Annotated in this window: 18 protein-coding genes and 2 pseudogenes; 11 read left to right on the top strand and 9 right to left on the bottom strand. The window is 69.5% G+C overall.

Features of this window, described 5'->3' with window-relative positions; all coding sequences use genetic code 11:
* Window positions 1–30 precede the first annotated feature (30 nt).
* Complete coding sequence (locus tag ACT3SQ_RS04450; RefSeq protein WP_441443831.1) at window positions 31–1008, top strand: zinc-binding dehydrogenase; 978 nt, start codon at window positions 31–33, stop codon at window positions 1006–1008.
* A gap of 121 nt (window positions 1009–1129) precedes the next feature.
* On the opposite strand, the gene ACT3SQ_RS04445 is transcribed toward ACT3SQ_RS04450, so the two are convergent.
* On the bottom strand, window positions 1130–1552 hold the full coding sequence (locus tag ACT3SQ_RS04445) for an organic hydroperoxide resistance protein (RefSeq protein ID WP_441443832.1): 423 nt from the start codon (window positions 1550–1552) through the stop codon (window positions 1130–1132).
* Window positions 1549–2139 carry a TetR/AcrR family transcriptional regulator gene (locus ACT3SQ_RS04440; protein WP_441443833.1) on the bottom strand — a complete coding sequence of 197 codons (591 nt, stop codon included), beginning with the start codon at window positions 2137–2139 and terminating at the stop codon, window positions 1549–1551. The genes ACT3SQ_RS04445 and ACT3SQ_RS04440 overlap by 4 nt, the downstream gene beginning before the upstream one ends.
* Window positions 2140–2266: 127 nt before the next feature.
* On the opposite strand from ACT3SQ_RS04440, the gene ACT3SQ_RS04435 reads away from it, so the two are divergent.
* Entirely contained in the window at window positions 2267–2656 is a 390-nt protein-coding gene (locus ACT3SQ_RS04435) for a DUF1304 family protein (protein WP_441443834.1), read from the top strand.
* A 153-nt stretch (window positions 2657–2809) separates the two neighbouring features.
* Here the strand turns inward: ACT3SQ_RS04435 and ACT3SQ_RS04430 are convergent, their stop codons facing one another.
* Window positions 2810–4021, bottom strand: a complete 1212-nt coding sequence (locus tag ACT3SQ_RS04430) for a pyridoxal phosphate-dependent aminotransferase (protein ID WP_444600865.1) — start codon at window positions 4019–4021, stop codon at window positions 2810–2812.
* A gap of 162 nt (window positions 4022–4183) precedes the next feature.
* Here ACT3SQ_RS04430 and ACT3SQ_RS04425 point away from each other — a divergent pair, with 162 nt between their 5' ends.
* From ACT3SQ_RS04425 to ACT3SQ_RS04410, 4 genes are all read left to right on the top strand, one after another.
* The gene (locus ACT3SQ_RS04425; RefSeq protein ID WP_444600864.1) at window positions 4184–6424 is read left to right on the top strand and encodes an alpha-galactosidase; all 2241 of its coding nucleotides are present in this window, start codon (window positions 4184–4186) and stop codon (window positions 6422–6424) included.
* Between the two features lie 125 nt (window positions 6425–6549).
* Window positions 6550–7464 carry a carbohydrate ABC transporter permease gene (locus ACT3SQ_RS04420; RefSeq protein WP_442332527.1) on the top strand — a complete coding sequence of 305 codons (915 nt, stop codon included), beginning with the start codon at window positions 6550–6552 and terminating at the stop codon, window positions 7462–7464.
* Window positions 7465–7477: 13 nt separating this feature from the next.
* Window positions 7478–8449: a carbohydrate ABC transporter permease gene (locus ACT3SQ_RS04415; protein WP_442332526.1), complete on the top strand. Its 972-nt coding sequence runs from the start codon at window positions 7478–7480 to the stop codon at window positions 8447–8449.
* An 8-nt stretch (window positions 8450–8457) separates the two neighbouring features.
* On the top strand, window positions 8458–9849 hold the full coding sequence (locus ACT3SQ_RS04410; RefSeq protein ID WP_441443839.1) for an ABC transporter substrate-binding protein: 1392 nt from the start codon (window positions 8458–8460) through the stop codon (window positions 9847–9849).
* 99 nt (window positions 9850–9948) lie between these two features.
* Here the strand turns inward: ACT3SQ_RS04410 and ACT3SQ_RS04405 are convergent, their stop codons facing one another.
* From ACT3SQ_RS04405 to ACT3SQ_RS04390, 4 genes are all read right to left on the bottom strand, one after another.
* Window positions 9949–11112 (bottom strand): ROK family protein, encoded by a 1164-nt coding sequence (locus tag ACT3SQ_RS04405; RefSeq protein WP_444501787.1) that lies wholly within the window; start codon window positions 11110–11112, stop codon window positions 9949–9951.
* Between the two features lie 9 nt (window positions 11113–11121).
* Complete coding sequence (locus tag ACT3SQ_RS04400) at window positions 11122–12099, bottom strand: LacI family DNA-binding transcriptional regulator (RefSeq protein ID WP_441443841.1); 978 nt, start codon at window positions 12097–12099, stop codon at window positions 11122–11124.
* Window positions 12100–12276: 177 nt separating this feature from the next.
* On the bottom strand, window positions 12277–13278 hold the full coding sequence (locus ACT3SQ_RS04395) for a Gfo/Idh/MocA family protein (RefSeq protein ID WP_444600863.1): 1002 nt from the start codon (window positions 13276–13278) through the stop codon (window positions 12277–12279).
* A complete protein-coding gene (locus ACT3SQ_RS04390) occupies window positions 13275–14330 on the bottom strand; it encodes a Gfo/Idh/MocA family protein (protein ID WP_444599077.1) in 1056 nt (351 codons plus the stop codon). Before ACT3SQ_RS04390 ends, ACT3SQ_RS04395 begins: the two co-directional genes overlap by 4 nt.
* A 265-nt stretch (window positions 14331–14595) precedes the next feature.
* Between ACT3SQ_RS04390 and ACT3SQ_RS04385 the strand changes: the two genes are divergently transcribed.
* From ACT3SQ_RS04385 to ACT3SQ_RS04375, 3 genes are read left to right on the top strand one after another with little or no spacing between them, the layout of a single operon-like run.
* Window positions 14596–15459 (top strand): Gfo/Idh/MocA family protein, encoded by an 864-nt coding sequence (locus ACT3SQ_RS04385; RefSeq protein WP_444599078.1) that lies wholly within the window; start codon window positions 14596–14598, stop codon window positions 15457–15459.
* On the top strand, window positions 15459–16493 hold the full coding sequence (locus tag ACT3SQ_RS04380) for a Gfo/Idh/MocA family protein (protein ID WP_444599079.1): 1035 nt from the start codon (window positions 15459–15461) through the stop codon (window positions 16491–16493). The genes ACT3SQ_RS04385 and ACT3SQ_RS04380 overlap by 1 nt, the downstream gene beginning before the upstream one ends.
* A gap of 7 nt (window positions 16494–16500) precedes the next feature.
* Window positions 16501–17418 (top strand): dienelactone hydrolase family protein, encoded by a 918-nt coding sequence (locus tag ACT3SQ_RS04375; RefSeq protein WP_444599080.1) that lies wholly within the window; start codon window positions 16501–16503, stop codon window positions 17416–17418.
* 56 nt (window positions 17419–17474) lie between these two features.
* Here ACT3SQ_RS04375 and ACT3SQ_RS04370 read toward each other — a convergent pair whose 3' ends face one another.
* Window positions 17475–17630, bottom strand: a complete 156-nt coding sequence (locus ACT3SQ_RS04370; protein WP_444599081.1) for a hypothetical protein — start codon at window positions 17628–17630, stop codon at window positions 17475–17477.
* A 326-nt stretch (window positions 17631–17956) separates the two neighbouring features.
* On the opposite strand from ACT3SQ_RS04370, the pseudogene ACT3SQ_RS04365 reads away from it, so the two are divergent.
* Window positions 17957–18100, top strand: a pseudogene (locus ACT3SQ_RS04365) (IS110 family transposase); the annotation flags it as partial.
* Between the two features lie 169 nt (window positions 18101–18269).
* On the opposite strand, the gene ACT3SQ_RS04360 reads toward ACT3SQ_RS04365, so the two are convergent.
* On the bottom strand, window positions 18270–19661 hold the full coding sequence (locus ACT3SQ_RS04360; protein ID WP_444600862.1) for an IS1380 family transposase: 1392 nt from the start codon (window positions 19659–19661) through the stop codon (window positions 18270–18272).
* 104 nt (window positions 19662–19765) lie between these two features.
* On the opposite strand from ACT3SQ_RS04360, the pseudogene ACT3SQ_RS04355 reads away from it, so the two are divergent.
* Window positions 19766–20860: pseudogene (locus ACT3SQ_RS04355) on the top strand (IS110 family transposase); the annotation flags it as partial.
* Window positions 20861–20862: the final 2 nt, after the last annotated feature.

Below are 20862 nucleotides of genomic sequence, written 5' to 3'. Positions count from 1 at the left end.
AGTGAGCATTCCACTACTGAGAGGTCCCCCATGCGCACCGTGTCCTACGACCGCTTCGGCGAGCCCGCCGACGTCCTGCAGACCCGCGAGGTCGACGCCCCCTCCCCCGCCGCAGGCGAGGTTCTGCTGCGGCTGGTCCTCAGCCCCATCCACCACCACGACCTGTGGACGATCCGCGGCACCTACGGCGTGCGCCCTGAGCTTCCCGCGCAACCCGGCAGCGAGGCCGTCGCGGTCGTCGAGCAGCTCGGCGAGGGCGTGGACACCGTCGCCCCCGGGGACCGGGTGGCGGTCACCGGCGTCCCGTGCACCTGGGCGGAGCTGTTCACCGCGCCCGCCGGGGCCCTGATCCCGCTGCCGGCGGAGCTTCCCGACGAGGCCGCCGCCCAGCTGGTCGCCATGCCGTTCAGCGCCCTGTCCCTGCTCGAGCACCTGGACCTTGCCCCCGGCGAGGTGCTCGTGCAGAACGCCGCGACCGGGGCCGTCGGCCGTCTGGTCGCCCAGTTCGCACGGGGCCGCGACCAGCGGGTGATCAGCCTGGTGCGCCGCAGCAGCGGCATCGAGGAGCTGGCCGCACAGGGCATCGGCGACGTGGTCGCCACCGACCAGGAGGACTGGGAGCAGCAGGCCCGCGCCCTGATCGGCGACGCGCACGTCGCCGCGGGACTGGATTCCGTGGGCGGCGAGGCCGCGGGGCAGGTGGCCTCCCTGCTCGGCGAGGGCGGGCGCCTGGTCGTCTTCGGCGCGATGGGCGGCACCACGATGGCGCTGCCCTCCGGCCCGATCATCTTCCGCGACCTGAAGGTCGAGGGATTCTGGGGCGCGAAGGTCTCCGCGCGAATGAGCCCCGAGATGCGGCGCGGGCTGATCACCGAGATCATCACCCGGCTGCTCACCGGCGAAGTCACGCTGCCCACGGCCGGCACCTTCGCTCTGGACGAGGTGGTCGGCGCCGTGTCGGCGACGCTCACCGATGGCCGACAGGGCAAGGTGCTGCTGCGCCCCTGATCAAGCCATTGCCGGAGCACATCGTCCCGGCCGCACGCAGGAGGCAGGACCCCGACGGGATCGATCCCGTCGGGGCCCTCCGTCACGCATAGGCCGGCACCGAGCCTCCGGCAGGCGACGTTCAGTCGTCGCTGACGGTGACCGTGACCGGGATGTTCCCGCGGGTGGCGTTCGAGTACGGGCACACCTGATGGGCGGCCTCGGCGAGGGCCTGGGCGGCGTCGTGGTCCAGCTCCGGAATGACCACCTCGAGCTCGACGGCGAGCGAGAAGCCCCCATCCCCCTCGGAGCCGATGGTCACGCGGGCGCCGACGCTCGAGCCGTCGATCGCGATCTTCTGCCGGCGCGCGACGGACTGCAGCGCGGAGTGGAAGCAGGCGGAAAAGCCGGCGGCGAAGAGCTGCTCGGGGTTCGCGCCGTTCCCGCTGCCGCCCATCTCGGCGGGGATTGCCAGATCCAGGGCGAGATCGGCGCCGACGACGTCGACGTGTCCGTCGCGGCCGCCGCCGGTGGCGAGAGCTTCGGTGGTGTAGAGCGGCTTCATGGAGTGTCCTTGTTCTCGAGATGGGAGAGGGCGACGTCGAGGGCGGCGAGCGCCGCCCCGTGATCCACCCGGGCCATGGCCAGCGCGCTGATCAGCAGCGAGACGCAGGTCTCCACCAGGCGCTCGCGGTCCGCGGGCGTGCGGTGGGGGCGCTGGGCCGCGGCGCCGCGCGAGAACGCGGCGTGCAGCTCGGCGCGATAGGCGCGCACCACCTCGGCGATGGTCCCGTCGCGGGCGATACCGGAGCAGGCGGTGTTCACCAGCAGGCAGCCGTCGGCGGGGGTGCGGCCGGTCGGGTCCGCGAAACGTTCGCGGGCCGCACGGAAGTAGGCGACGAGAGCATCGGGAGCGATCGCCGGCGCGCGCAGCGGAGCGAGGCCGGGGCGCACCACCTGGTCGAGATAGTCCTCCAGAGCGGCGTCGAAGAGGCCGCGCTTGGAACCGAAGGCGTGGTAGATGCTGCTCGCGCTCAGGCCGGTGGCCTGCTGGAGGGTCGCCATGGAGGCGGGTTCGTAGCCCTCGCGCCAGAACACGTCGCGCGCGGCGCGCACCGCCTCGTCCCGATCGAAAGCTGCCGGTCGCCCCATGATCCCTCCCGAAGTGCTCGCGCCCGTCCGTGCATCCTGTCGCCGATCGCACCGGGAACCGGGGCGACGGGCGACGTGGCACCCACTATAGTGGAGCAATCACTTCACAATGCCCTCGGAGGTTCCTTTGATCATCCTCGGTTCCGTGCTCGCCCTGGCCGCCGCCGCCCTGCACGTCGCGATCTTCGCCCTCGAGTCCCTGCTGTGGGGCACTCCGCGAGCCGCCGCCGTTTTCGGCGAGCAGAGCCCGCAGGAGGTCGCCGCGACGAGGCTGATGGCCCTGAACCAGGGCTTCTACAACCTCTTCCTCGCGGTGCTCGCCGCGCTGGGGGCCGTGCTGCTGCTCGCGGGCACGACGGCGGTCGGGGCGGCGCTAGCCCTCGCGGGCACCGGCAGCATGCTCGCCGCGGCGCTGGTGCTGCTGCTCGCCTCCCCCGCCCATCGCGGGGCGGCGCTCAAGCAGGGCGCCCTCCCGCTGCTCGCGGTCCTCGCCCTGACGGCGGGCCTGGCCCTCTGAACCCCAACCCCGGATCCCCCACCTCCTGACCCCAGGACGCGGCGCAGGCTCGATCGCCCGGTCACACAGGCGAGCGCAGGCTCGAGCGCCCGGTCACGCAGGCGAGCGCAGGATTGAGCGGGGCGAGCGGGCGGTGATCCAGCGCCGAACCGTTCAGCGCCGGATTCCGGCCAGGAAGTCCCCGATCCGGTCGATGGCGTCCGCCAGCACCTCGACGGACGGCAGGGTGACCAGTCGGAAGTGGTCATGCGTGGGGAAGTTAAACCCGGTGCCCTGGGTGACCAGCAGCTTGCGGGCGCGGAGCAGGTCATAGGCGAACTGCTCGTCGTTGTCGATGCGGTACATCTCCAGATCGAGCTTCGGGAACATGTACAGCGCACCCTGCGCCTTCTGCACCGAGACGCCGGGAATCGCGCTCAGGCCCTCGTAGGCGACATCGCGCTGCTCGCGCAGCCGGCCGCCGGGCAGGATCAGCTGCTGGATCGACTGCTGGCCGCCCAGCGCCGTGGCCACGATGTGCTGCGCAGGAACATTGGGGCACAGGCGCATATTGGAGAGCACGTCCAGGCCCTCGATGAAGCTCGCCGCGTGGTCCTTCGGGCCGTACAGCGCCATCCAACCGGCCCGGAACCCCGCCACCCGATAGGCCTTGGAGAGGCCGTTGAAGGTGATCGAGAGCAGATCCGGGGCGAGCGATGCGATCGGGGTGTGGACGACGTCGTCATAGAGGATCTTGTCGTAGATCTCGTCCGCGAGGATCATCAGCCCGTGCTTGCGGGCGACCTCGAGGATGTCTCGCAGCACATGCTCGGGGTACACCGCGCCGGTGGGGTTGTTGGGGTTGATCACCACGATCGCCTTGGTGCGCTCGGTGACCTTGTCGGCGATGTCGGTGACATCCGGCCACCAGTGCTCGTCCTCGTCGCATCGGTAGTGCACGGCGCGGCCGCCGGCGAGCGAGACGGAGGCGGTCCACAGCGGATAGTCGGGCTGCGGGACCAGCACCTCGTCGCCGTCGTCGACCAGGGCCTGGCACACCATCTGGATCAGCTCGGAGACGCCGTTGCCGAGGTAGACGTCCTCGAGCCCGATGCCGGGCATGTTCCGGGTCTGGTAATACTGCGCGACCGCTCGACGAGCAGAGGGGATGCCCTTGGAGTCGGAGTAGCCCTGTGCGGTGGGCAGGTTCTTGATCATGTCGACGAGGATCTCGTCGGGCGTCTCGAAGCCGAACGGCGCGGGGTTTCCGATGTTCAGCTTGAGGATCTGGTGGCCCTCGGCCTCCATGCGAGCTGCCTCTGCGGGGACCGGTCCTCGGATCTCGTAGCACACGTCGCGCAGTTTCGAGGACTGGGTGAAGATCATTCTGGGGCTCCTGGCCTTCTCGGGTGTGCGACAGCGTAGCGCTCACGATGACAGGAAGTCGGGCGCGGGCACTTGACGAGACGGCTTTAATTTCATAGTTTCAGTAAGGCGGTGTCGCAGAGGACGTCGCACCGTCGCCACGACCGCCCCTGGAGGCCGCAGTTGTCCGCTCATGAGATCCCCGCCGATCACCCGGTGCTCGCTCCCCGCCCCGGTGCGACCCACCGCCTCCACCTCACCGCCTCCGGTGTCTCGGTGGTCCTGGATGTCACCGATGGGCGGGCGCCGACGATCGCCCACTGGGGCGCGGCGCTCGGTGAGCTCGGTGAGGCAGGGCTCGATGCGGTGTGCGAGAGCGCCGTCGACGTCGTCCCCCAGAATGCGGTCGACGTCCCGGTGCGGATCGGGATCATTCCCCAGCAGAGCGACGGCTGGATCGGCCGGCCCGGCCTCAGCGGCTCCCGTCCGGACGGCTCCGGCTGGAACCCCCGGCTCATCACCGAGAGCATCGCCCTGGGCGGCACCCCGATAACAGCCGCACACATCGAGAGCGGCGCCGCCACGGTGCGCTTCGTCCTGACCGACGCCCTGCTCGGTCTCGCACTCCGCCTCGAGGTCGAGCTGCTCCCCTCCGGGCTGCTGCGGATGCGCACCACTCTCACCAACACCGCGAAGACCCCGTACTCCCTGGCGGAGCTGACGCTCACCGTCCCGGTCCCGGCAGATGCCGAGGAGCTGCTCGACTTCGCCGGTCGCTGGGCCAAGGAGCGCACCCCGCAGCGCTCCGCGTTCACCGTCGGCACCCACCTGCGCGAGAACCGCCGCGGACGTACGGGACCCGACTCCGCATACGTCCTGCACGCCGGCCGCCCCGGCCTCGGCTTCCGCCACGGCGAGGCGTGGGCCGTGCACACCGCCTTCTCCGGCAACCACCGCCACCTCGCCGAGCAGATCAACACCGGCCGACGGATCCTGGGCGGCGGCGAGCTGCTGCTCCCGGGCGAGCTCCACCTCGCCCCCGGGGAGGAGTACGCGGGCCCCTGGCTCTATGCCTCCTACGGCGAGGGGCTCGATGCCGTCGCCTCCCGCTTCCACCGCCATCTGCGTTCCCGGCCCCAGCACGTGGACACTCGCCGGCCCGTCACCCTGAACGTCTGGGAGGCGGTCTATTTCGATCACGATCTGGATCGGCTCAAAGACCTCGCCGAGCGTGCAGCGGCGCTCGGCGTGGAACGCTTCGTGCTGGATGACGGCTGGTTCGGCTCCCGTCGCGATGACACCTCCGGGCTCGGCGACTGGGTGGTCTCCGACGACGTCTGGCCCGACGGGCTCGGCCCGCTGATCGACCACGTGCGCGGACTGGGCATGGAGTTCGGCCTCTGGTTCGAGCCGGAAATGGTCAACGAGGACTCCGACGTCGCCCGCGCCCATCCCGAGTGGATCATGGCCTCCTCCCCCGAGCGGATGCCCCTGGAATCACGGCACCAGCAGGTGCTGAACCTGTCTGTCCCCGCCGCCTTCGCCCACGTCCGGGACCAGATGATGGCGATCCTGGACCGGTACGAGATCGGCTACCTCAAGTGGGACCACAACCGTGACCTGCTGGAGGCTTCCACCTCGCAGACCGGCCGGGCCGCGGTGCATGAGCAGACCCTCGCCGCCTACGCGCTGATGGATGAGCTGAAGGCGGCCCACCCGGGCCTGGAGATCGAATCCTGCTCCTCGGGCGGGGCCCGCGTGGACCTCGAGGTGCTCGAGCACACCGACCGGGTGTGGGTCTCGGATTGCATCGACCCCCTGGACCGCCAGCAGATGAACCGCTGGACCTCGCAGCTGATCCCGCTCGAGCTGATGGGCAGCCACATCGCCTCCGGCCGCTCCCACACCACCGGCCGCCTCCACACCCTCGCCTTCCGCGGCCTGTCGGCCCTGTTCGGACATCTCGGCATCGAGTGGGACCTGGCCCGGGCCACAGCCGCGGAGCTGGAGGAGCTGCGGGAGTGGATCGCGCTGTACAAGGAGCGCCGCGAGCTCATGTTCACCGGCGAGCTGGTGCGCGTGGACCGCGGCAACAGCCCGCTGTGGATGTACGGAGTGGTGGCCCCGGACCAGGCGGAGGCGCTGTTCGCCCTCGCCGCCGTCGGGCGGTCCTCCGAGTCCCAGCACGAACGGCTGCGCTTCCCCGGGCTCGACCCCCGCGCCCGCTATCTCCTCCGACCGCTGCTGATCGGCGAGCGCCCCACGGGCCTGGCCCTGCCGCCCTGGTGGCAGCGAGCAGCGGCGGAAGGCGGACTCGCTCTGCCCGGCGCCGTGCTCACCACCTCCGGCCTGGCCGCACCCCTGATCGATCCCGAGCAGGGCGTGCTGTTCTCCCTCACCCGGCTGCCTGACTCGGCCGCCTGACCCGGCTGCCTGACTCGGCCGCCTGAGGCAGCTACCTGACGCGGCCGCCGCCCGATGACCCCTTTACACCGCGGTCCGGCATCTCCGGACCTCGCAATCTCGCCCCCCATAGGAAGAAGAACGCCATGTCCACCGTGACGACGTCGACACGGTCGGCTCCCACCAGACGCCGCAGGAAGGACGACACGAAGCTCGCGCTGATGTTCATCGCGCCAGCGACCGTCGGCCTGCTGGTGTTCCTCGTGTGGCCTCTGCTGACCGGCATCTATTACTCCTTCACGGAGTACACCACCCTCACCCCGCCGGTCTGGGTGGGGCTGGAGAACTATCAGAAGCTGATCGCGGATCCTGTCTTCTGGAACTCGCTCAAGGTGACGGTCTGGTACGTGCTGATCAACATCGGCGTCCAGACGGTCGTCGCCCTGCTGATCGGGGTGCTCATGCAGCGCCTCACGCAGTCCACGATCCTGCGCTCGCTGGTGCTCACCCCCTACCTGGTCTCCAATGTGGTCGCCGCGATCGTGTTCCTGTGGATCCTGGACACCCAGCTGGGCATCTTCAACATCTTCCTGCAGTGGATCGGCTTCGACCCGGTCTCCTTCTGGGCCAACGAGACCTGGGTGATCCCGACGATCGCGCTGGTCAACGTATGGCGCCACATGGGCTACACCGCGCTGCTGCTGTTCGCGGGCCTGCAGTCCATCCCCGTCTACCTCTACGAGGCGGCGCGCACCGAAGGGGCGGGCGAGATCGCCCAGTTCCGACGCATAACCCTGCCGCTGCTGCGCCCGATCCTGGCACTGGTGCTGATCATGACCATCATCGGCTCCTTCCAAGTGTTCGACACCGTGTCCGTGACCACCCAGGGCGGTCCGGCCGACGCCTCGAAGGTGCTGCAGATGTACATCTACGAGAACGCCTTCGCCCAGTACCAGTTCGGCTACGCCTCAGCCCTGTCCGTCGCACTGCTGGTGATCCTCATGGTCATCACCTTCACGCAGTACTGGCTGACCAAGGCCGGACAGTCGGACCTGGACTGACGGGAGAGAGAACATGACCATCACATCGCAGCCCGTCACGGGCAGCCCCGGCACCGCCGGCAGCACGAACTCCACCGACCCCACGGGTCGCTCGATCCATCGGCCGAAGAAGCCCATCCCCTGGGGGAAGATCGCGGCCTGGGCCGTGATGGTGATCTTCCTGCTGATCACCCTGTTCCCCTTCTACTGGATGCTGCGCACCGCGCTGTCCAGCAACAATGCCCTGGCCACGGATCCGGGCAGCCTGCTGCCGGTGGGCCTGAACCTCGGCGGCTTCGAGCGTGTCTTCGGCCTGCAGGATGTCGAGACCGCGATCTCCCAGGGAGGCAGCGGCGCGTCGATCAACTTCTGGCGCTATCTGCTGAACTCCGTCATCGTCGCCACGGTGATCACCGTCGTGCAGACCTTCTCCTGCGCGATGGCCGCCTATGCCTTCTCGCGCCTGCGCTGGCGCGGCCGGGAGACGGTGTTCCTGATCTTCCTGGGCTCGCTGATGATCCCGCAGATCTTCACCCTGCTGCCCAACTTCATCCTCATCAAGAACCTGGGCCTGGTGGACACCCTGGCAGGGATCATGCTGCCGACGCTGTTCATCTCGAGCTTCGCGATCTTCTTCCTGCGGCAGTTCTTCAACAACATCTCGAGGGAGGTCGAGGAGGCCGCCCTGATCGACGGGGCGAGCAAGTCGCGGGTGTTCTTCACCCTCATCCTGCCGATGTCCAGCGCACCGCTGGCCACTCTGGCCCTGCTCACCTACATGGGCGCGTGGAACGAGTACTTCTGGTCGCTGATGGTGTCCTACACCGATCAGTCCCGGGTGCTCACCGTCGCGCTCGGCGTCTTCCGAGCCCAGTCGCCCGGCACCGGCCCCGATTGGTCGGGCCTGATGGCGGCGACGCTGGTCGCCGCCGCTCCCATGCTGATCCTCTTCGCGCTGTTCGCGAAGAAGATCGTCAACTCCATCGGCTTCAGCGGGATCAAGTGAGGTCACCCATGCATACCCACAAGCGCACACTCCCCTCCCCCACGGCTCTGTCCCGGCGCCGCCTGCTCCAGGGCTCTGCCGCACTCGCGGCGGGCGCCGTCAGCGCCGGTGCCCTCTCCGCCTGCGGTGCGGCCTCTGCCCCGGCAGGTGCCACCGAGATCGACTACTGGCTGTGGGACGCGAACCAGCTGCCCGCGTACTCCGCAGCGATCAATCGCTTCATGGAGCTGAACCCCGACATCTTCGTGCGCGTCACGCAGCTGGGATGGGGTGACTACTGGACGAAGCTGACGGCCAGCTTCGTCGCAGAGGCGGGCCCCGATGCCTTCACCGATCACCTCGCACGCTTCCCCGAGTTCGTGAGCCTCGGGGTGATCGCGCCGCTGGACGGGCTCGCCGCCCTCGAGGACGTCACCGCAGACCATTTCCAGGATGGTCTGCAGGAGCTGTGGAGCGATCAGGAGGGCACCCGCTACGGGATCCCCAAGGACTACGACACGATCGCGATCATGTATGACAAGAACCTGCTCGCCGAGGAGGGGTTCACCCCCGAGGACCTCGAGACGCTGGACTGGAACCCCGAGGACGGCGGCAGCTTCGAAGAGTTGATCGCCCGGCTCTCGCTGGATGCGAACGGTGTGCGCGGCGATGAGGAGGGCTTCGACCCGAAGAACGTGGTGCGCTACGGCATGGCCGCGGACGCCGGGACCGACTACACGGGTCAGACCAGCTGGTCGCCGTTCGCGCTCTCGACAGGTTGGACGTTCACCGATGCGAACACTTGGGGAACGCGCTTCAACTACGACGACGAGCGCTTCGCCGCCACCATGGACTGGTACTTCGGCCTGGTCGACAAGGGGTTCTTCCCACCCTTCGGCATGTTCGGCGACTCCAGCCCCGGCCAGACCCAGCTGCAGTCCGGGAAGGCGGGGATCGCACTCGCGGGCTCCTGGATGATCTCCACCTTCGCGAACATGGAGGGCATGGAGCTGGGGATCGCTCCGCTGCCGACGGGTCCGGTCGGCACCCCGATGTCGATGTTCAACGGCCTCGGGGACTCGATCTCCTCGCAGTCGGAGAAGAAGGAGGAGGCGGCGCGCCTGATCGCGTTCCTCGCCTCCGACGAGGCGCAGCGGATCATCGGCGAGCGCGCACCGTTCTTCCCGGCGACGGATGCCGGCACCGAAGCTGCGATCGAGAGCTACGCCGCCAAGGGGCTCGACGTCACCCCGTTCACCGATCGCGTGGCCAACGGTGAGACCGGTCTGTACCCGCTGGTGGAGAACTCGGCCTCGATCATGCCGCTCATGCAGACGGCCTTCGACCAGTGCTGGATGAGGAAGATCGACGGCGCGGACTTCGCCTCGTTCAACGAACGGGTCAATGCCCTGTTCGAGTGACGCCCTGTTCGAGTGACGCCCTGCTCGAGTGGCGCCCTGCTCGAGTGGCGTCCTGTGTGAATGACAGAGCAGCCGGCGGAGCATCGTCGGGGTCGTGCCTCAGGGCTCGACCCCGACGAACTCCTGCACGGCGATGACGGCGACCCCGCGAGCCCATTCGTCGAAGTCGCCGCTGAGGGTGCGGATCGCCAGTTCCTGCTGTGAGCTGGCGAGACCCCGCCGCAGGATCTCCTCGAAGGTGGGTGCGGCGGCCCGCAGCACGTCCACGTTCTCCCCGCCGAGCACGATCGCTTCGGGATCCACCACCGCGACCAGGCCGACGGCCGTGACCGCGAGCGCGTGCGCCATCTCCGTCGCGACCGAGAGCGCGCCGTCGTGCCCCGTCGCGAGCAGTCCGCGCAGGTCCTCGATGTCCCCTCCCGCGGGAAGCACGCCCTGGTCGTGGGCGCGACGGACCACGGCCTGCGTGCTGGCGACCTCGCGGATCGCGATCATGTCGCCGCCTGGGCCGACGCCGACGGGAACCAGGCCGGTCAGCCCCGCCATGTGGTGGCGTCCGCGCACGATCCGGCCATCGACCACCGTCGCGATCCCCACCCCGGCGCCGACGGTGAGCACGGCGAAGGAATCGTAGGAACGCCCCATCCCGAACCAGTGCAGGCCGTTGACCATGGCAATCAGGTCGTTCTCGACGACCACGGGAAGCTGGATCTGGGCCTCTAGGGCAGCGGCGAGCTCGACGGGCTCGCGCCAGCCCAGCAGATGCGCGGAGACCACGGTGCGGCGCTCGGTGACCAGTCCTCCGAGACCCACTCCGATCCCGACCACATGGGGATGCGCCGCGATCATCGCCTCGACGGCGATCAGGATCGTCTCCTGGATCGTCGCGGGCGCGGTGTCCTCCAGGGAGAGCGTCAGCTCCTCGAGGACGTTGGCGCGCACCGTGGTGACCACGGCGTGGACCTCGTCGGCCGTGACCTTGACCCCGATGAATCGGGGTCCGCGGTTCTCCTCGACGTCGAGCGGCTCATGGGGACGTCCCTTGGCCTGCTGCACGATGCCGAGCGGATGCAGGAGGTCGCGCTCGAGCAGATCTCGGCTCACGCGGGTGACGGTGGGGGCCGAGAGGCCGAGCCTCTGGGACAGCTCGCTGCGCGAGCGGGGGCCGAACCGCAGCAGGTCCCGGTAGACCGTGCGCGTGCTCTCACCGCCGAGATCCGCCATGGTGGCGGAACTGGTGCCTGTGTGTCCGTCCCCCTGCATGCTGAGAGCCTATCGGGGCGGGCCGATCGTCCCGCGCATCACTGGGGTGCCGGGCAGGGTCACCGTGCGTGCCGGGCCGCCGGCGATGGCCTCTCCCAGCACCTCGACGGAGGCGCGGCCGAGCTCGGTGAACGGAGCGGCGACGGTGGTCAGCCCCGGGGTCATGGTGCGGGCGAGCAGCACGTCGTCACAGCCGACGATGCTGCGGTCGGCGGGGACCCGCTCCCCCCGCTCGCTGAGGCCCGCGATCACTCCGGCGGCCATCAGGTCGTCGAAGGCGAAGACGGCGGTGGCGTCGACATCGATGATCTGCTGCGCCGCGGCGCGGCCGTCCTCGAACTGCGCCTCGAAGGGGCCCAGCTCCACGAGCTCAACCCCGGAGCTCTCGGCCCAGGAGCGCACGGCCCGGGCACGGCTGGTCGCAGCCCAGGACGCACTGGGCCCGCGCAGCAGCGCGAAGCGGGAATGGCCGTGCTCGCGGAGATGCTGGGCCAGGCCCTGCAGTGCTTCGGTGTTGTCGCACACCACCGCCGGCAGCGAGCGCACCGCACGGTTGACGATCACGGCGGGGACACCCCGGAGCACGTCATGCAGCTGCTTCGAGGGAAGACGGGCGGAAGCGATGATCAGCCCGTCGACCTGCGGACGGATCCGGGCGACGAGATCCTGCTCCGCGCTCGCGCTGAGCTCGGAGTCGATCAGCAGCAGCTCTGCGTCCTGCTCGCGCGCGGCATCCTGGACCGCGCGGATCAGCGGCGGGAAGAAGGGGTTCTCGACGTCGGGCACCAACATGCCGATCACGCCGGTGCGGCCGGTCGCCAGCCCTCGTGCGGCGCGGTTGGGGGTGTACCCGAGCTCGCGCGCTGTCTCGAGGATCTGCTCGCGCACGGACTGCTTGACCATCTCCGGGCGGGAGAAGGCACGCGAGACCGTCGAGGGCGAGACCCCCAGACTCTCCGCGATCGAGTAGATCGTGGCTCTGCGCATCGCCCACCTCCTGAATACCGGTCACCGCGCAGCGACGGGATCGGTTCCGGCGATGCCGCGGCCCCCGGACACGGTGTCTCTGTTCTCACCCTGCGTGGTCTGGAACCTCATTGTGCCGCACCGGATCCGGTGCGGCGGCCCTGGCCCACCAACGGCCGGTGTCGAGCGGTGAGGGGGTCAGAAGCCCAGCGGCGCTCCCCCGGCCTCCGCGCTCCGCTGCGCCTTGAGTGCGACCTCGGTGGCCTGCAGGCTCGCTGCGGTGGTGACCTCGGGCTCGCGGCCGGCCAGGAGCGCGTCGAAGAAGTACTGGGCTGGGCGGGGCGCCGGCCCCAATGGCTCCTCCCAGGTGGGACGGTCGTGGGTGGTGACCGTGAGGCGGTGGTACGCCCAGTCCAGCTCAGCGGTCCCCTTCCCTCCGGTGATCCTCATCCGGTAGTGGCCGTGGACCTCTGCCGCTTCAGGCGCCAGCCAGTTCGCCTCGATGGTGGCGGGGACTTCCCCGACGCGCATCAAGAGGCTGACGTGGTCGTCGAAGCCGGGATGGTCCTGCGGCCGGGCATTGCCGACGAAGGCGCTCACGCTGCCGTGGAGCGCCGCCAGGCCGGACTGCCCGGCGACCAGGTCCAGGACCAGATCGATGTCGTGGATGGGAAGGTCCCCGGCGATCCCGCCGTAGGTGGCCGGGTCCATGAACCAGGCCGGACGAGCGGACTGGCCGAGCTTGTGCGGGCCGGTGCTCGCGATCATCGCGATCCTGCCCAGCACCCCGTCGGCGAGCAGTCGACGCAGCGCGAGGGTGGCGGGATAGAAGCGCTTCTCGAACACTATCGAGACGTGCCGCTGAGCCCGATCTGCCACGGTCCTGATCTTGTCGAGCTGGTCGAGGGTCGTGCACAGCGGCTTGTCGGCCAGCACATGCGCGCCGGCGTTCAGCGCGGCGATGCTCGCCCGTGCGCGTTCGCTGTAGATCCCGGCCACCAGGGCGACGTCGACGTCGTGGGCGGCGAGCAGCTCCTGCGCGGTGTCGTAGAGGGGAACCTCGACCCCGCCGAGGAAGCGTTCACGCAGGGCGACATCGGGCTCCGACGCGGCCACCAGCTCGAGCTCCTCGCGGTGCTGGACCTCTGCCAGCGCATAGTCGACGTGCTGGTGGGCTGCGCCCAGGATGGCGACCTTCATCGCAACTCCTTCATGGTGACCGTGCGGCCGGTGGCGGCCGCCGTGGTGAGCGCGTCGAGCAGGCGCACGGTCTCCGCGCCGTCCCGACCGGAGATCGAGGAGTCGCGTCCCTCGCGCAGCGCCTCGAGGATGTCGGTCCACTGCTGGACGTGCCCGGCGATGCCGATGGCAGCGGGATCCGAGGCGCCGACGCCGATGCCCTCCCCTGCGTTTTCCCCTGCCGCGCCGATCGTCGGTGCGGGGACGCCCGCGACGTCCCAGCGTCGCAGCTCGCCCTGGCCGATCTCGACCACTCCGCGCTCGCAGTGCAGGGTGAGGGTGGCCGGGGTTCCGGGCGGGGTCGCCGTCGAGGTGCTGATCAGCCCCAGGGCGCCGCTGGTGAAGCGGACCGTCGCGACGGTCGTGTCCTCGGCGCCGGGCTGATGGGCGAGGGTCGCGGACTGCGCGGTGACGGAGTCCACGGGCCCGACGAGCCAGCGCAGCAGATCGACGTTGTGGGCACCCTGGTTCATGAGGGAGCCGCCACCACCGGCCGCATCGCCGCGCCATGCGGCGGCGGCGTAGTAGCTCTCGTCCCGCCACCAGTGGACATGGGTGGTGGCGAGCCGCACCGCTCCGAGCCGACCGTCCTCGAGCGCGGCCCTCACGGCCTGCACCTCGGGCTCGAGGCGGCGCTGGGAGATGACGTGGATGCTGAGGCCCTTCTCCGCGGCGAGGGTGACGATCCGGTCGGCGTCGGCCGCAGTGAGGGCGAGCGGCTTCTCGACCACCACGTGCTTGCCCGCTTCGAGCGCGGCGAGAGCGCTCTCGGCGTGGGCGCCGCTAGGGGTGCAGATCGCGATCACGTCGACGGACTCGTCGCGCAGCAGCTCCTCGGGCGGGAGCTGCGCGACGTGCGGCCAGCCGGCGTCGGCTGCCTTCTGTGCGTCTCCTCCGCTGTAGCTCACGAGCGTTGCCCGGTCCTGGAGCCGGGTGAGCGCCTGGGCGTGCGAGCTGCCGATGGTGCCGAGCCCCAGCAGGCCCACTCCGATCGGGGGTGTCTTCTCGACCATGAGATCTCCTTCGAGTCTGCGCGGGCGCGGCGCCTGCAGCTGGCGCCATTGTCCCGGCCCTGTCGAGAATAGGCCCCGCTCGCGATCGGAGCAAGCGATTGCACCTGGGCGGATACCGGTGATGGAATGGGAGGGAATTCAGGGATTCACTTGACCTGCAAGCGATTGCAGATCATGCTGGGGACTGTCCATCTACCGCGCTGACGGGGCAGAAGGCTCCGAGCGCTGAACGTCCGCCTGCGGGCGGACCACGAGGGGAGCAGCCGTGCTGCGCATCGGCCTCATCGGCACCGAGAACTCGCACATCACCCACTTCACCCGGTTCCTCAACGTCGAGGACCGCCATCCGGGGACGCGTGCCGTCGCCCTCGTCGGCGGTCGCTCGGAGCGGAACCAGGAGCTCGCCGAGCTCGGCGGGATCGAGCAGATCGTCGAGGAACCCACCGAGCTGGGCGACCAGGTCGACGCCGCGATCGTCTCCACCCGGGACGGCGCGAAGCATCTCGAGCACGCCCGCCCGCTGCTCGAGGCGGGGAAGGCGGTGCTGGTGGACAAGCCCTTGGCGGCCTCCGTCGAGGACGCCCAGGAGCTGCTCGCCCTCGCCGAGCGCAGTGGCGCCGTACTGCTGTCCTGCTCGGCGCTGCGCTTCGTGCCGGAGATCCCGCTCTTCGCCTCGGCGCCGGAGACCGGCGCCCTGCGCCACCTGCACGTGGCCGGCGCCGCCGATCCGGATAGCGAATACTCCGGGCTGTTCTTCTACGGCATCCACCATGTCGAGACCGCCCTGGAGATCCTGGGGAACCCGACCGTCGAGCCCGGAGCGCTCGAGGTCTCCACGGTGCGCCGCGGCGACACCGTGGTGGCCTCGCTACAGATCGCGGACGCACAGGTCACCCTGACCTTCGTCACCCCGGGCGAGGGCACCCGCGTGCCCTTCCACGCGACGGCGGTCTACGAGAACGCCGTGATCTCGCACGAGCTGACCCTGGGCGGGGACTACAACGCCCCCGTGCTCACGGAGTTCCTGGGAGCGATCGAGGCCGGCGCCTCCCCGCGCTCCCCGCAGGCTCTGCTGACCCCCGTCGCGGTGCTCTCCGCGATCATCGCTTCCCTCGAGAGGATCTCCTGATGAACGACTCCCCCGCCACCGCCACGAAGAATGACCTGCGCTTCGGCATCATCGGCGTCGGCATCATCGGCCAGGGCCACGCCAAGCGGTTCACCTCCGACCAGGCGCCGGCCACATTGATCGCCGTCGCCGATCAGAACCCGGAGGCCGCGCAGAGGATCGCCGCCGAGCACGGGGTCGAGGCCGCCGCGGACGTCACCGCGCTGCTGGCCCGCGAGGACATCGACGCGGTCATCATCGCCGTGCCCTCGGGCCTGCACGCGGACGTCACCGTCCAGGCGCTCGACGCCGGTAAGCATGTGTTCCTGGAGAAGCCGATCGAGGTCACCGTCGCGGCGGCGGACCGCATCCGGACCGCCGAGCAGCGCTCCGGGCGGGTGCTGACCATCGCCAGCCAGCGCCGCTTCGCCGCCGAGAACCAGTTCCTCAAGCAGATCATCGAGGAGGGCACGCTGGGTCGCATCACCTCCGCGACGATCGAGGTGCCGCTGTGGCGCAGCCAGGAGTACTACGACTCCGGCGCCTGGCGCGGCACCTGGAAGCTCGACGGCGGCGGCGCACTGATGAACCAGGGCGTGCACCTGGTGGATCTCACGCTGTGGCTGCTGGGCGAGGTCGAAGAGCTGTACGCGCACACCGGCCTGCTGGCCCACGAGCGGATCGAGGTGGAGGACACCGTCACCGTCACCGCCCGGCTGAAGAGCGGCGCGCAGCTGACCTTCCAGGCCACCACCGCGGCCTACGGCGACCTGCCCATCCGCATGAACCTGATGGGGGACGCCGGCTCGATCGTCACCGAGAACGAACGCGTGGTGCACCTGCACTCGCGCGACGGCCTCGAGCTGCCTGAATTCACTCCGCGGGACATCCTGCTCGAAGGGCTCAAAGACTTCGTCGGCGCCGTGCAGACCGGCACCGCCCCCCTGGTCTCCTCGGCCGAGGCCCGCGCCGCGGTCGCCTTCATCGAGGCGGTCTACGAGTCCGGGCGCACCGGAGCGCCGGTCCGCCCGGCCGCCCTGCCTGCGGAGGTCTGAGCAGACGATGCCGTTCGCCGAGGAGACCCGCCACTGGTGGCGGGACCGCCTGGGCGCCACCCCCGACCCCCTGGGCAGTTGGCGCCCCGGCGTGACCCGGATTCCTGCGCACCCCGGGGTGCGCGGGGAGATCCACCAGCTGCGGATCATGAGCTTCGGCACCGAACTGACCTGCGAGTTCCTACGGCCGACGGCGGCGGCCTCGACGGGCGTCGTGGTCGTGGTGCCGTTCTACGACACCGCGCCCCTGTTCGCGGAAGCCTCGCCGCGCACCGCGCTGAGCGGCAGGGATCCGACCTTGAACGCCCACGGCCTGCAACTGGCAGAGGCCGGCCATGCGGTGCTCGCGGTCCCGTGGTGGTTCGAACAGGTCGCAGCCGAGGATCCGGCGCTGGCCGGCGCCCGGGGACTCGCGGAGCGCTACGGCCCGGCCGCTGCGCGCCATCGCCGCGAGCAGCCGATGCCGGGCCTCGGGCGCAGCATCGCCGACCTGATGCTCGCGCTCACCGCCCTGCAGGAGTCCGGCCTCGCGCCCGCCGCGCGGCTGGCCTCCTTCGGCCATTCGCTCGGCGGCAAGCTCTCCCTGCACCTGGCCGCCCTGGATCCCCGGATCGAGGCCGGCGTCGCACATGAGCCCGGGCTGGGCTTCGCCCACTCCAACTGGGCGGATCCCTGGTACCTCGACGGCGATCTCCCCGCCGACCGCGACCAGGACGAGCTGCTGGGGCTGGTCGCCCCGCGACCCTTCCTGCTCGCGGGTGGCGGCGACGGCGACGGCCTGCACAACCTCGACCTCTTCCGGGCGGCCCGACGGCGCTGGCCCGAGGCGGAGGGACTCGACCTCCTGCTCCACGACGGCGGGCATCCGCTGCCCCGACACGTGATGGCCAGCCTCGCCTCGTGGCTGCGGGACCGACTGAGCTGAGCGCCGCCAGAACACGGCGCGATCCCGGGCAGCCGATCATTCCCTGGGGATGTCTCCTACCGCGCCAGCAGCGTCATCGCGTACTGCTGCGCCAGCGCCAGCAGGAAGCCGATGCCGAGCACGGCGAGGACGAGTTGTGGCACGCCGATCCGGAGCGTTCCCCGCTCCCGGCTGCAGGCGAGCACCACCAGGGCGATGCCGATCAGCGGCACCACGAAGATGGTGATGGCCTGCGCGGTGAGGATCAGCTGGACGGGAATCCCACCGAAGACGATCGCACCCCGTTACCTTCTTCGTAGCCCCGGTTCCACGGGATCGGGGTGGCTGGCCTGTCGGGCCCGGCATGATTCTTGCCCCCAGTCGTAGATGATCCGGGGGGTGTTGTCACCGGGCCTCGATAGGCGTCAGAGGATCGCTGATAGGGACCAGGCCAAGCCGCGTAGCGATGCGACGGTAGGCCGAGCGTAACGTGGATGCCGAGCTCTGAGGCCGCAGGACAAGCCAGTCCTTTCTGTCCGAACCCGCCCTGGAGGAGCTCATGTTTCCCGAACACGACACGGTCGATGTGTTCATTGGCATCGACGTCGGCAAGACCGACCATCACGCCGTCGCAATCGACCGCACTGGCAAGAAGTTGCTGGATAAACCCCTGCCCCAGGACGAGTCGAAACTCCGCGCCCTGACCTCGATCTTTCACGGTGCTGCTGAGCGGCAGTGTCGGGCGTCGTGGCCGATGTCCGTAGCTGATTCTGGCATCGGGGTGTGACGGTCCGCCGCGTGTCGGTCGCGGTGGTCGGGCGTCCAGTGCCAGAGGTCCTTGGGGAGGTCGGTCAGTGACGGGGGCGCTGGGCCTACCCAGCGGGGGCGGGCAGCTGAGCGAGGCGGGCGTGGCCGGCCTGGACGATCCGGGCCCAGATCGACCGGTCCGAAAGGTGCAAGACGAGCTGTCGAGCATGACGCGCGATGCTCGCGGGGATCTGGAACAGGCGGTGGCGCAAACGCTTGGGTTCCCACGTCCTGGCGGGCTGGTCGGCGTAGCCGAGCAGCCCCATCCAGGCAGTGATCTCGCTGGCCAGAGCCACGATCTGGCACCAGATCCGGTTCTGCGCGAAGGACGTCAGGGGCAGGTTCCGCAGGCCCATATCCTTCGCGACCCGAATCCGGTCCTCACAGCGAGCACGACGACGATGCCGGACCTCGAGGTCCGCCAGCTGACCCTGCGTCGCGTTGGTCGCGAACGCCGTGAGCCGGTATCCATCGACGTCATCGAACCGTAGCTGAGCACCGGGATGAGGGCGCTCGCGACGGACGATCACTCGCATCCCGGCCGGCCAGTCCTCATCAAGTTTGAGCAGCCTGGTCAGCTCCGCGACGTCCGCTCCCTCCCGCACCTCGCCATCAGAGTTATAGGCGGACTCCCACACGTGCTTGGGGATCAGGCCGAACAGCTCCGGCGTGTTCGCGGGCAGGGTGAACCCGACCGAGTACGAGACGCGCCGCTTCACCAGCTCCTGCAGCGTCTTCTTCGTCCCGCCGGCCCCGTCGATCCGGACCAGCACCTTCCGCCCCGGCCAGGATCCCATCCCCACCTGCGCCAGTGCATCAGCGATCACGCTCTTGTGGTCCGCTGCGGTGTTCGAGCCAGCATTCCCGGGACGCAGGAGGCAGGCCAGCATCTCCCCGGACCCACCGGTGCCGTGGTCGACGAACGCGAGCAACGGATGAAATCCGAAGCCCTTCTTGAACGTTGGCCGCGCGAATTCCTTCTCGCTGTGAGACGTCACCAGCGATGCGTCCAGGTCTATGACCAGGGGGTTCTTCGCCGTCGCGCCAGCGCCAGTGGCATGTTCACCGGCCAGGGCCCAAGCGTTGTTACGGGCTCTGCGGCGGGCGCCGCTGATGGCCTGTTCGACCTTGTCGACGTCACCGGCCAGGGTCGTGAGCAGCCTGGAGATTGTCGGATCTGAGGCCACGGGCCCATACGCATCTGGCTCCGCTCGGAGCGTCGCGACGTCGGCCAGGCAGTCTCCACCGACCGCGAGCGTGAGCGCGAGATCGGTGAGGATCTTCCCCGGGTCATGACGCGAGAACTGCTTCCGCCACGGCGCCATCGCCCTCGAGAGCTCGGCAGCCAGGCCGGTCGCACGGACAGTCTCGGTCAGCAACACACCTCCGGCCTGACCGACCGCGGACACCGGCGCGACATCAACACGAGGACGTGGATACAACCCGGTAGTATTCACCCTGAAGGTGCTCCTTGGCCTGCGATGAACTGGACTCTAGACAAGCCCTATTCTTCCAGCTCAGGAGCACCTTCACCCATCCCGACCCACCCCTCGGACACCTCAACGATGAAAGCCCGAGGCTGATCAGCAAAGTCTCTGGCCACGGCCGGATTCTCGTTGTTGTGGATCAGCCCGCGACCATCGGTGCACTGCCCTTGGCAGTCGCCCGGGACATGGGCGTCATGGTCGGCTATCTCCCCGGTCTGGCGATGCGACGCATCGCCGACCTCCACCCCGGCGAAGCCAAGACCGATGCCCGCGACGCGGCGATCATCGCCGAGGCAGCCCGCACCCTGCCCCACACCCTGCGCTCTATCGTGCTGGCTGACGAGCAGGCCGCGCAGTTGAGCCTGCTCTGCGGTTTCGATGACGACCTGGCCAAGCAGGTCACGGCCACCTCGAACCGGATCCGGGGGCTGCTCACCCAGATCCACCCGGCACTGGAGCGCGTCATCGGCAAGCACCTGGGTCACCCCGTCATGCCTGCCCTGCTGGAGAAGTACCCGGGCCCGGATGCGCTGAGAAAGGCAGGTCAGCAGCGCGTTGCGACGTTCATGCGCAAGTACGCTCCCCGGGGCGGGAACGCCTGGGCCGCAGACATTTTCGAGGCGCTGGACCAGCAGACCGTCACGGTCGCCGGCACCGACGCGGCCGGCCTCGTTCTGCGCCAGCTGGGCACCCAACTCGCCCAACTGCGTGCTGCCCGGGAAGAGATCTTCGAGCAGGTCGAGAAGCTGGTGGCCGACCACCCTCTTCACGACCTCCTGACGTCCATGCCGGCGGTCGGCGTCAGGACTGCTGCCCGGATCATCACCGAGGTGACCGGCAAGCATTTCGAGACCGCGGGCCACCTCGCTTCATACGCCGGGCTCACTCCCGTGACCTGGCGCTCCGGCACCTCGATCCGCGGGGACCACCCCTCGAGGAAGGGCAACAAAGTTCTGAAACGAGCCCTGTTCCTCTCCGCGTTCGCGGCGCTGAAATACCCGGACTCCCGCGCCTACTATGACCGCAAACGGGCCGAGAAGAAGAAGCACAACCAAGCCCTCATCGCCCTCGCCCGACGCCGCTGCGACGTGCTGTTCGCGATGCTCCGCGACGGCGCGTTCTACTCCGCCCCGACCACCCAGGAGACGCCCATCCCGACCACCGCCTGACC

Source organism: Brachybacterium sp. AOP42-C2-15 (genome assembly GCF_052377065.1).
GTDB lineage: Bacteria > Actinomycetota > Actinomycetes > Actinomycetales > Dermabacteraceae > Brachybacterium.
The sequence above is the reverse complement of the archived record's forward strand: the minus strand, read 5'-3'. Positions and strand labels throughout refer to the sequence as shown.